Genomic DNA, 9382 nt, shown 5'->3' on the forward strand with positions numbered 1-9382 from the left:
CTGCAGATCGACGCGCATATCGACTGGCGCGACGAGGTCGATGGCGAACGCTACGGCTATTCGAGCCCGATGCGCCGGGCGAGCGAGATGCCGCATATCGCCGGCCTCGTGCAAGTCGGCCTGCGCAGCGTCGGCAGCGCACGCCTGGCTGAAATCGAAGCGGCGCGACGCTATGGCAGCCGCTTTGTGACTGCCCGCGAGCTTCATGCCCAGGGCGTCGACGCAGCTCTCAGGCACATTCCGGACGGCGCGCGCGTCGTCGTGAGCTTCGACTGCGACGGCCTCGATCCCAGCATCATGCCGGGCGTGGCGGCGCGCACGCCAGGCGGCCTCACCTACACCCAGGCGATCGACCTGATCGCCGGCCTCGGCAAGCGGGCCAGGATCGCAGGATTTGATCTGGTCGAATTCTATCCGCCTGCCGACCTTGACGGCCTGTCGGCGCTGACTGCAGCCCGGCTTCTCGTCAATGTCATCGGCACTGTCGTCCGGCAGGTTTAACTCAGATGGCCTGATGCCCCGACGAGATTCCCCGTTATGGCCGACCGATGTCGCTTCGAGCTCATGCCGGACCACCCTACCCGGTGGGACTGCGCTGCCGGCATCAGCGTTGACGCCACATCCGCGTTTATCTTTGCCAGAAGGGCAGCTTTCCGATCTCTTCCTCGGCCTGCTGTTTCGTCAGTCCGATATCGTCGATCAGATGCGGGTTGGCCTCTGATATCCGCTTCAGATCCCAGCGAAACCGTATCTGCTCGCGCCGGGCCGCGATCATGCCTCGCAGGGTCTGCAGGCTGTAGCGCCGGCGCGATGCCTGCCCGACCAGCGTTGCCAGCTGCGGGATCGATGCAAACGTGTCGTTCATGGCAACCTCCTATGGTTTGCGGCCCCATGCTTTTCGAGTTGGGGCCTTCCACCTGAATGAGGTTGGATTCTGCAGGATGCGGGCTGCGCCGTAATTAAGCGCATCCAAATAGTTCTCAAATCTTCCAAATCGGCCTGAGCGGTTCATCGGACATGACGAACTGCTCTACCCGTCTCACACTTTTCCTGGAATTGCTCTATAGATGCGCCGCATGCAGGGATCGCGCTTTGCCTTCGGCCCGTACGTGCTTGATTCAGCTGCGGGAACGTTGCTTCGGAACGATGTCCCCGTGGCCGCCGGCTATCGGGGGCTGAAGCTGCTTGCCGCGCTCGTGGAACGTCCCGGCGAAATCCTGGCCAAGGCCGAGCTGATGGACGCGGCATGGCCGGGCACGGCCGTCGAGGAAGGCAACCTCACCGTCCAGATCGCGCAGCTCAGAAAGCTGCTCGGCCCCGCCGCCGACGGCGGTGAATGGATCGCTACGGTGCCGCGCGTCGGCTATCGCTTCACGGGGGTCATCGAACAGCTTGGCGAGACGACACGAAAACCTTTGCCACTGCCCGGCAAGCCTTCGATAGCCGTGCTGCCCTTCGTCAATTTCGGCAATGATCCCGAGCAGGAATCCTTCGCGGACGGGTTGACCGAAGACCTGATCACTGACCTGTCCAGGAACGCGGGACTGTTCGTCATCGCGCGCAACTCGGTCTTCGTCTACAAGGGAAAGCCGATGGATGTGCGCGCGATCGCCGAGGACCTTGGCGTGCGCTACCTGCTTGAGGGGAGCGCAAGGCGCGCCGCGGGGCGTGTACGTATCAACGCGCAGCTTGTCGACGCGGTGAGCGGTGAACATCTGTGGGCGGAACGCTTCGATCGCAGTCTGGAAGATATTTTTGCGGTCCAGGACGAGGTAACGGCCAAGATCGTGGAGGCGCTGCTCGGCCGGCTGCGCACGCAGCCGCCGCGCAATCGGCCCAAGAATCTCGAGGCCTACGATTTGTGCGTGCGGGCGCGAAAACTGATCGACGACTCGCCTCAGACGGCGCGGGAGGCGCATCTGATGCTGACGCGCGCGGTCTCGCTCGATCCGGAATATGCTGAGGCCTATCGCTGGCTCGCCATGAACCATTGGATGGGATGGGTGCATTGGGGCGAGCCCGTCGACCCCAACCGGAGCATTGCCTTGGAGCTGGCCCGCAAAGCCGTGACGATCGACCCCAACGACGCCGGCTGCCGCTGGGTGCTTGCCAACCTGCTTGCCTATGAGCATCGCTTCAGCGAGGCGGATGCCGAATTCGCCAGAGCGTTCGAGCTCGATCCGAACGAGGCCGACGCCTGGGCGACATTGTCCGATATTGAGGTCCTTGCCGGGCGGATCGAGGAAGGCCTTGAGCACATTCGCAAGGCGTTCCGGCTGAACCCGTTTCCGCCGAGTTGGTACTATCTCACGCTCGGCGCCGCGCAATATGCGGCCCGCGACTATGAAGCCGCCATCGAGACGCTGCGCCGGGACGAGACCTATCGGACCAGCTCACGCCGTTTCCTGGCGGCAAGCCTTGCGCAGCTCGGCCGGTTCGAAGAGGCGCGCGCGGAGGTCGAGATGTTCCTTATCGCCAACCCGCATTTCACGACCAGCCACTGGGTCTGGACCGAGCCGTTCCGCGACGACGCGATGCTCGAGCATTTCGTTGACGGGTTCCGCAAGGCCGGGCTTCCGGACTGACGGCCAGAAAGGAATGGCGCGACCTATTCTTCGAAGCGGCTCGTCGCCTCGCGATCGCGCTCGTATCGCTTGCTGACTGGAAACGGCGGCAGCCACGACTCGCGACGGATGATCCAGCTTTCGTAGGTCGGGGCTAGCTGGTCTGGGGCGTCCAGGGTCCCGAGATGCACTTCGATCTCGTCCGCGGTGCGTGCGAAAACGGACGAACCGCAGCGCGGACAGAAAAACCGCCCGGCATAGTCGCGCGTCTCACCGTCGATCGTAACCGCGTCCTGAGGGAATACCGCCGAAGCATAAAAGAGCGCGCCATGATGTTTGCGGCAATCGAGACAATGGCAGATGCAGACCCTGTATGGGCGGCCCGACGCCACAAGTCGGACATTGCGACACAGGCAGCCGCCGGTGAATCGGTCCATGTTGCGTCTCCTTCAAAGCCGTGCGGTGGAACGTTAGCAGCGAACTCGCCCAGGCGTCCAAGGCTGAGACGTCTCGCTTGCGTGGCTCTCAAAAGCCGGATTCCATAGAGATCGATTTGATCCGTGGCTTGCCGTCTTAGAAAAACCCATCGAGAAAAGCCGCCGTCCCATGCGAGAGGCTGACGATCTTGTTCGTCGCCTGGCGATAGAATTTGAAGTTGAGCTCGGTCTCAGGCCTGCCATCGCTCCAGTCCTTGAACCGCTTGAGCTCGTCCCGACCCAATCGCCGCGTTGCCAATGCGGTGCGGCGGATGGCAACACTGACGCGCGGCGTCTGCCGTTCGCGCCGGATCTTTTGGGAATGGCCTCGGATGACGTGACAACGCCCCGTGCGACCAGCCCCTGTCCGGCTTCGTTTTCGCTGGCGAACACAAAGATCGTGTCGCCTTCGGCGATAGCCGCCATACATGGTTTTCTGCGCCGCGAATGAGAATGTCTCGGCCAGCGGATCCTTGACCTAGGCCTTGATCGCGAACGCCATGCCTTACGCATCCCGGCTGATGGTGATCCGGTAGGTCAGCCTGCGCTTGGCGCCTGGCGGGATCAGCATCACGCCCGGCTTGTCGGCGAATTCGCCGTCGAAATCGACCGGGCTTGCAACGCCATGCCAGGGCTCGATGCAGAGGAACGGCGCGCCGCCGGGCTTGGACCAGATGCCCAATTCGTTGAATCCCTGCCACGACATTTCGATCGCCGGCCCCCGCCCGGCGGCATAGCGCACGCTGGTGCTGGCGGGCCGGTCCAGAATGACGGCGTCGTCATCGAACAGCCGCTCGGAGAGGGCAAGCGTCTTGCCCTCGACGGGCGTTGGCTGCGGCGTCGGCAGCATCAGCCCGTCCTTCAGGCGTCGTATCGGCGCAGGTTCATCGTCGGCAAAGGTCAGCCGGTAGGCTTCCTTGGGCAATTCCGGCAGCAAAGGGCAGTTGAAGGCCGGATGGGCGCCGACCGAGGCCGGCAGCACCTCGTCGCCTGTGTTGGCGACCTCGAAGGTCACGCCAAGCTGGCGGGGGCCGAGGCTGTAGCTTATGGCCAGCCGAAAGGCGAATGGGTAGCGGGTGCGGGTCTCGGTGTCATCGGTCAGGACCAGCGTGCAAGAGGAAGGCCCCTGCTCCGCCCAGGCAAAGCGCCTGTCGCGGGCGAAGCCATGCTGCGTCATTGGATAGGCTTTGCCGCGATGGCGCAACTGGTCGCCTTTCAGCCGGCCGACTATCGGAAACAGCACCGGCGAATGACGCCGCCATTCAGGCCCCGCCTGCCACAGAAGTTCCGCGCCTTCGGCATCGCGCAAGGAGACCAGCTCCGCCCCCTGCCCGACAACCGTCGCCGAGATGCCGTCACCGTCAAGCGTCAGCTGGTCCATGCGTCCTCGCGACTGGCTGGTCGGGCCGGCAGGCTAGCAAAAGGCCTCGCCTGAACTCAAGGGCAGCAGGCAGTGCGGCATCCCCTCAAGCAGCCGCCGCAAACGACCGACAGCGTTGCCACGCCAGACACGATGCCAAAAGACAAACCGTGGCCAGCGGTTTACCCGTCGGCCACGGTTCGAAGCTGTTGCCTGCTACGGTCCGGACTATTCGCGTTCGCCGGTGAAATTCAGCAACAGCTGGAAGATGTTGATGAAGTTCAGATACAGCGAGAAGGCGCCGAAGACGGCGAGCTTCTGTTGCGATTCCGCGTCGAAATTCTCGGCATACTGCTCCTTGATCGTCTGCGTGTCCCAGGCGGTCAGGCCGATGAAGACCGCAATGCCGATCACGGAGATGGCGAACTGCAGCGCGGTCGAGCCGAGGAACAGGTTGACGAGGCTCGCGATCACCACGCCGATCAGGCCCATGATCAGGAAGGACGAGAACTGCGTCAGGTCGCGCTTGGTCGTGTAGCCGTAGAGGCTGGTGGCGCCGAACATGGTGGCGGCGATGAAGAAGGTGCGCGCGATGCTGGTGCCGGTGAACACCAGGAACACGGAAGCCAGCGACAGGCCCATGACCGCGCAGAAGGCCCAGAACATCGCCTGCGCGCTCGCCGCCGACATCGTCTGCATCTTGAAGGAGAAGAACATGACGAAGGCGAGCGGCGCCAGCATCACCACCCATTTCAGCGGCGTGGAGAAGATCGGGACGTAGAGCGCCGGCGTCGAGGCCACAACAAGGGCGACGAGGCCGGTGACGACGAGCCCGAGGCCCATATAGTTGTAGACGCGCAGCATGTGCCGGCGCAGGCCCTCGTCATAGACGGCACCGGCCCGAACGCCGGTGCCCATTCGGTATCCAAGATTAGGGCTGTTCATTTCGTTTCTCCTTGGTTTGGTCGGTTCGATTGGCTGTTTCAATAGAGAGTGCGGGCGAGCTTTTCGGCGGCCCGGTCGAGATCGCCGGCATCGCCTTGTCCGACGACGGCGTAAGCGACCTCGCCGATCTGGAAATAGGCGGACGAAATATCGCCCAAGGGCGCGACGGTGGGCTTCACGACGTCGAACGTGCCTGGCCTGATCGCAAACAGCGACACCAGCCCGAGGTCCTTCGTTTCGAGTGCCATCTCGACGCTCGGCCCGAACCGCGACGGATAGATCTGAACATCGCGGATCCGCCAGTCGTCGGGCAATGACGGCATGACGATCGCGGTCGCGGCGCGGATCTCGTCGGCATTGTAATTTGGCGCTTCGGCCTGGGACGGCATCGTCTCACGCACCAGCGTCGTCCGGTGCGCGCTCACCGCTTCCTCGACATAGGCGGGCGGCTGCGTCGACGCGACCACCTTGCTGACAGCGATCGGCCCGAAGACGCCGTTCGCAAGCCACCCCGCCGCCACCAGCACGGCGGCGGCCGCGGCGCGCCGCAGCACGGAAAAGGCACGGTCCCTGACAAGCACCCTCTCCAGCCGACGCGCCGCGTCGGTCGTCGCCGGGCGCGCCATTGCGCCTGGCCCGGCCAGCGCCACGCGCAACTCGTCGCGCGTTCTGAGATCCGACATCACACGCGCAGCCACTTCGGGACGAGCGGACAGGAACGCCTCGACCTCGATGCGGCGGGCGACGTCGAGCTGATCGTCGACATAGGCGTCGAGATCGGCATCGGTCACCGGATCGACGATGGCGGTCATGATTCACCTCCCACGATCCTCAGGTGATTTTTGCCGCGCGCCGGAGCGCCCTCCTCCATCTCGCGCAGCGCCGCACGAGCGCGGCCGATGCGCGACATCAGGGTTCCGAGCGGGACGCCACTGACGTCGGCGGCCTCCGCGTAGCTCAACCCTTCGATGGCGACGAGATGCAGCGCGGCGCGCTGCTCTTCCGGCAGCGACAGGAAGGCTTCGCGCACCTGCGAAAGGCGCACCGAATGGTCCTGGGACGCCGGCATGTTTTGCTCGGCGAGACGGCCTGCCTGCTCGATGCGCGCTGCCTCGGACCGCCGCGAGCGCATGCGGTCGATGAAAATGTTGTGGAGGATCGCCAGCAGCCAGGCGCGCGGGTTGCCGCTCGAGCGAAAGGTGCCGCGCCGCTCATAGGCGCGCACCAGCGCGTCATGGACCAGATCCTCGGCATCGGCGCTGTCGCGCGTCAGCGCGCGCGCGTAGCGCCGCAGCGATCCCAACTGCCCGACGATATCGAAGCGTGCCATCGACCGTTTCATGCCGTGTTTACGGAGCATGTGGGGATTTTAATCCCTGGCTGCCGTTTCTTTTTGCGATTCCCGCGAGGAGTTGCGCCGGCCTGGGGTGAGCCAGTAACCGAGCGGGCAAACGGAGGAAACCGCTGGCGAAGCGCGGCCGATTTGCGTATCACTCCGCCGCCACTGGAGCCCTATCGATGTTCGAGACCCTGCAGCCCGCGCCCGCCGACAAGATCCTTGCGTTGATCGGCCTTTACCGCGCCGACACGCGCCCCGGCAAAGTCGACCTGGGTGTCGGCGTCTACAAGGATCGTGACGGCAGGACGCCGGTGATGCGGGCCGTGCGCGAGGCCGAGAAGCGGCTGCTCGCGGGCCAGGACACCAAGACCTATCTCGGCCTCGCCGGCGACACCGGCTTCAACGCCGCCATGATCAAGCTTGCCTTCGGCGAGAGGGCCGATCATTCGCACATCCGCGCAGCGCAGGCGCCGGGCGGATCGGGCGCCCTCAGGCTGGTGGCCGAGCTTCTGCAGCGCACGCGGCCGGGCGCGACGGTGTGGCTCTCCGATCCGACCTGGCCGAACCACCTGCCGGTGATGCGCGCCGCCGGCCTACAGGTGCGCGACTATCCTTATTTCGACGCTGTTTCCGGCGCTGTCCGTTTCGACGACATGCTGGCGGCGCTCAAGACCGCCACTAGCGGGGATGTCGTGCTGCTGCATGGCTGCTGCCATAACCCGACCGGCGCCAATCTGGATGCTGCGCAATGGGCGAAGATTGCCGACGTTCTGCTTGAGCGCGGCCTGCTGCCTTTCGTCGACATCGCCTATCAGGGCTTTGGCGAAGGGCTCGACGCCGATGCCGCCGGCCTGCGGCTGCTCGCCGGCAAGGTGCCCGAGATGGTCGTCGCCTCGAGCTGCTCGAAAAATTTCGCCGTCTATCGCGACCGCGTCGGTTCCGCCATGATCATGGCCAAGGACGGCGCACAGGCCGACGTGGCTATGAGCCAGATGCTGGCAGCGGCGCGAGCGCTCTATTCGATGCCGCCGGACCATGGCGCTGCGGCCGTACGCATGGTGCTGGAAGACGCCGATCTGAAGAAGGTCTGGGAGACGGAACTCGAGGAGATGCGGCTGCGCATGCTCAGGCTGCGTGTCGCCTTCGCCGAGGCGTTGCGCCGGCAATCCAACTCCGATCGCTTCGATTTCGTGGCCAGCCATCGCGGCATGTTCTCCCGCCTGGGGCTCACCGAAACGCAGGTTGAGCGGCTGCGCACCGAGCACGCCGTCTATATGGTGGGTGACAGCCGCATCAATGTGGCAGGTCTGCCTGAGGATGGCATGGACGAGCTCGCCAAGGCGATCGTTTCGGTGCTCGACTGAGCGCCGGCGCAACTGTGGACAATCGGCTTTTGCCAGCCGGCGGGATTGGTCGCCCGCCGCGGCGCGCGCTAGGGTTTGTTGCATGAAACCCTCCAAAGACATCTCCCGTCTGATCGAGATCATGGCGGCACTGAGAGCGCCGGAGACCGGCTGCCCCTGGGACATCGAGCAGAACTTTTCCACCATCGCCCCCTACACGATCGAGGAAGCCTATGAAGTGGCGGATGCGATCGCGCGCGGCGACTTCGACGATCTGCGAGAGGAACTGGGCGACCTTCTGCTGCAGGTCGTCTACCACGCGCAGATGGCGCAGGAGATTGGCGAGTTCGCGATCGGCGACGTTGTCGAGGCGATCACCACCAAGATGATCCGCCGTCACCCGCATGTCTTCGGCGACGAGAAGGCGCGCAGCGCCGGCATGGCCAAGGGCATGTGGGAGAAGATCAAGGCGGTGGAGAAGGCCGAGAAGCGCAACGCCCGCATCGCGCGCGGCCTCGACCCGGAAGATCACGGCAAGGGCTATCTCGATAGCGTGCCGGTTGCGCTCCCTGCGCTGACCCGCGCGTTGAAGCTGCAGGAGAAGGCTGCGCGCGTCGGCTTCGACTGGAGCGAGGCAGCACCCATCCTCGACAAGATAGAGGAAGAGATCGGCGAGCTGCGCGAGGCGCTGGTCACGGGCGACGCGGCACCCATCAAGGATGAGTTCGGCGACATGCTGTTTGCCGTCGTCAATCTCGGCCGCCATTTGAGACTTGATGCCGAAGCCGCGCTGAGCGGCACCAACGAGAAGTTCCGCTCGCGCTTCCATTATGTCGAGCGGGAGTTGGAGGCTTCCGGGAGGTCGTTGGAACAGGCGACTTTGGACGAGATGGAAACCCTCTGGCAGCAGGCCAAAAACGCAAGATAAGCAGCGGCCTAGCCGTGGTTCCTGCGGTTCAGCCGGGTCTCGATCTCCTGGCGGGCGCTGTGCGTGGCCGTCAGTGAGATGGTGACGCTGCCGTCCTCATTGTCGCTCCGCGAGACGACATCGCCATTGCGATAGAGCCAGTCGACCTGGCCGAGCTCAGCGGGGCTCAACGTCACCGTCATCGTTTCCAACTCGCCCGACACTCTGGCCTCGATGAGCGCCTTGAGCGCATCGATCCCCTCGCCGGTCGCTGCCGATATCGCGATCGGCGGCGCCTTGCCGCCGGCGCTCTCGGCAAGCAGGCGCTCGCGATTGCCTTCGTCGAGCAGGTCGATCTTGTTCCACACCTCGATCACGCGGCTGGTGTCCGCGGCATCGCCGCCGAGATCGCCAAGGATGCGCTCGACATCCTCGGCCTGCGCTGCCG

The 9382-nt window shown here is 64.5% G+C and carries 10 protein-coding genes and 1 pseudogene; 4 read left to right on the forward strand and 7 right to left on the reverse strand.

Annotated features, from left to right (window positions below):
• On the forward strand, positions 1-501 hold a 501-nt coding region (locus tag EOA79_RS25455), incomplete at its 5' end, for an arginase family protein (protein WP_206639265.1).
• Positions 502-628: 127 nt separating this feature from the next.
• On the opposite strand, the gene EOA79_RS25460 is transcribed toward EOA79_RS25455, so the two are convergent.
• Entirely contained in the window at positions 629-865 is a 237-nt protein-coding gene (locus EOA79_RS25460; RefSeq protein WP_095800710.1) for a hypothetical protein, read from the reverse strand.
• A gap of 202 nt (positions 866-1067) precedes the next feature.
• On the opposite strand from EOA79_RS25460, the gene EOA79_RS25465 reads away from it, so the two are divergent.
• Positions 1068-2585, forward strand: coding sequence for a winged helix-turn-helix domain-containing protein (locus EOA79_RS25465; protein ID WP_245489931.1), 1518 nt, complete (start codon positions 1068-1070; stop codon positions 2583-2585).
• Between the two features lie 23 nt (positions 2586-2608).
• On the opposite strand, the gene EOA79_RS25470 is transcribed toward EOA79_RS25465, so the two are convergent.
• From EOA79_RS25470 to EOA79_RS25495, 5 genes are all read right to left on the reverse strand, one after another.
• Entirely contained in the window at positions 2609-3001 is a 393-nt protein-coding gene (locus EOA79_RS25470; protein WP_095825420.1) for a GFA family protein, read from the reverse strand.
• Between the two features lie 544 nt (positions 3002-3545).
• The gene (locus EOA79_RS25480) at positions 3546-4421 is read right to left on the reverse strand and encodes an aldose 1-epimerase family protein (RefSeq protein ID WP_095825421.1); all 876 of its coding nucleotides are present in this window, start codon (positions 4419-4421) and stop codon (positions 3546-3548) included.
• A gap of 207 nt (positions 4422-4628) precedes the next feature.
• Positions 4629-5345 carry a Bax inhibitor-1/YccA family protein gene (locus tag EOA79_RS25485; RefSeq protein WP_067321335.1) on the reverse strand — a complete coding sequence of 239 codons (717 nt, stop codon included), beginning with the start codon at positions 5343-5345 and terminating at the stop codon, positions 4629-4631.
• A gap of 38 nt (positions 5346-5383) precedes the next feature.
• Entirely contained in the window at positions 5384-6157 is a 774-nt protein-coding gene (locus tag EOA79_RS25490; RefSeq protein ID WP_095825423.1) for an anti-sigma factor, read from the reverse strand.
• Positions 6154-6675, reverse strand: coding sequence for a sigma-70 family RNA polymerase sigma factor (locus tag EOA79_RS25495; RefSeq protein WP_245322434.1), 522 nt, complete (start codon positions 6673-6675; stop codon positions 6154-6156). Before EOA79_RS25495 ends, EOA79_RS25490 begins: the two co-directional genes overlap by 4 nt.
• Before the next feature lie 188 nt (positions 6676-6863).
• On the opposite strand from EOA79_RS25495, the gene EOA79_RS25500 reads away from it, so the two are divergent.
• Both EOA79_RS25500 and mazG read left to right on the forward strand, forming a co-directional pair.
• A complete protein-coding gene (locus tag EOA79_RS25500; RefSeq protein ID WP_095825425.1) occupies positions 6864-8048 on the forward strand; it encodes an amino acid aminotransferase in 1185 nt (394 codons plus the stop codon).
• Between the two features lie 82 nt (positions 8049-8130).
• Positions 8131-8955 (forward strand): nucleoside triphosphate pyrophosphohydrolase, encoded by an 825-nt coding sequence (gene mazG / locus EOA79_RS25505; RefSeq protein WP_095825426.1) that lies wholly within the window; start codon positions 8131-8133, stop codon positions 8953-8955.
• 8 nt (positions 8956-8963) lie between these two features.
• Here mazG and EOA79_RS25510 read toward each other — a convergent pair.
• Positions 8964-9382 (reverse strand): annotated as a pseudogene (locus EOA79_RS25510) (GTPase HflX); the annotation flags it as partial.

The organism is Mesorhizobium sp. M1A.F.Ca.IN.020.03.2.1 (assembly GCF_004023205.1).
Lineage (GTDB): Bacteria > Pseudomonadota > Alphaproteobacteria > Rhizobiales > Rhizobiaceae > Mesorhizobium.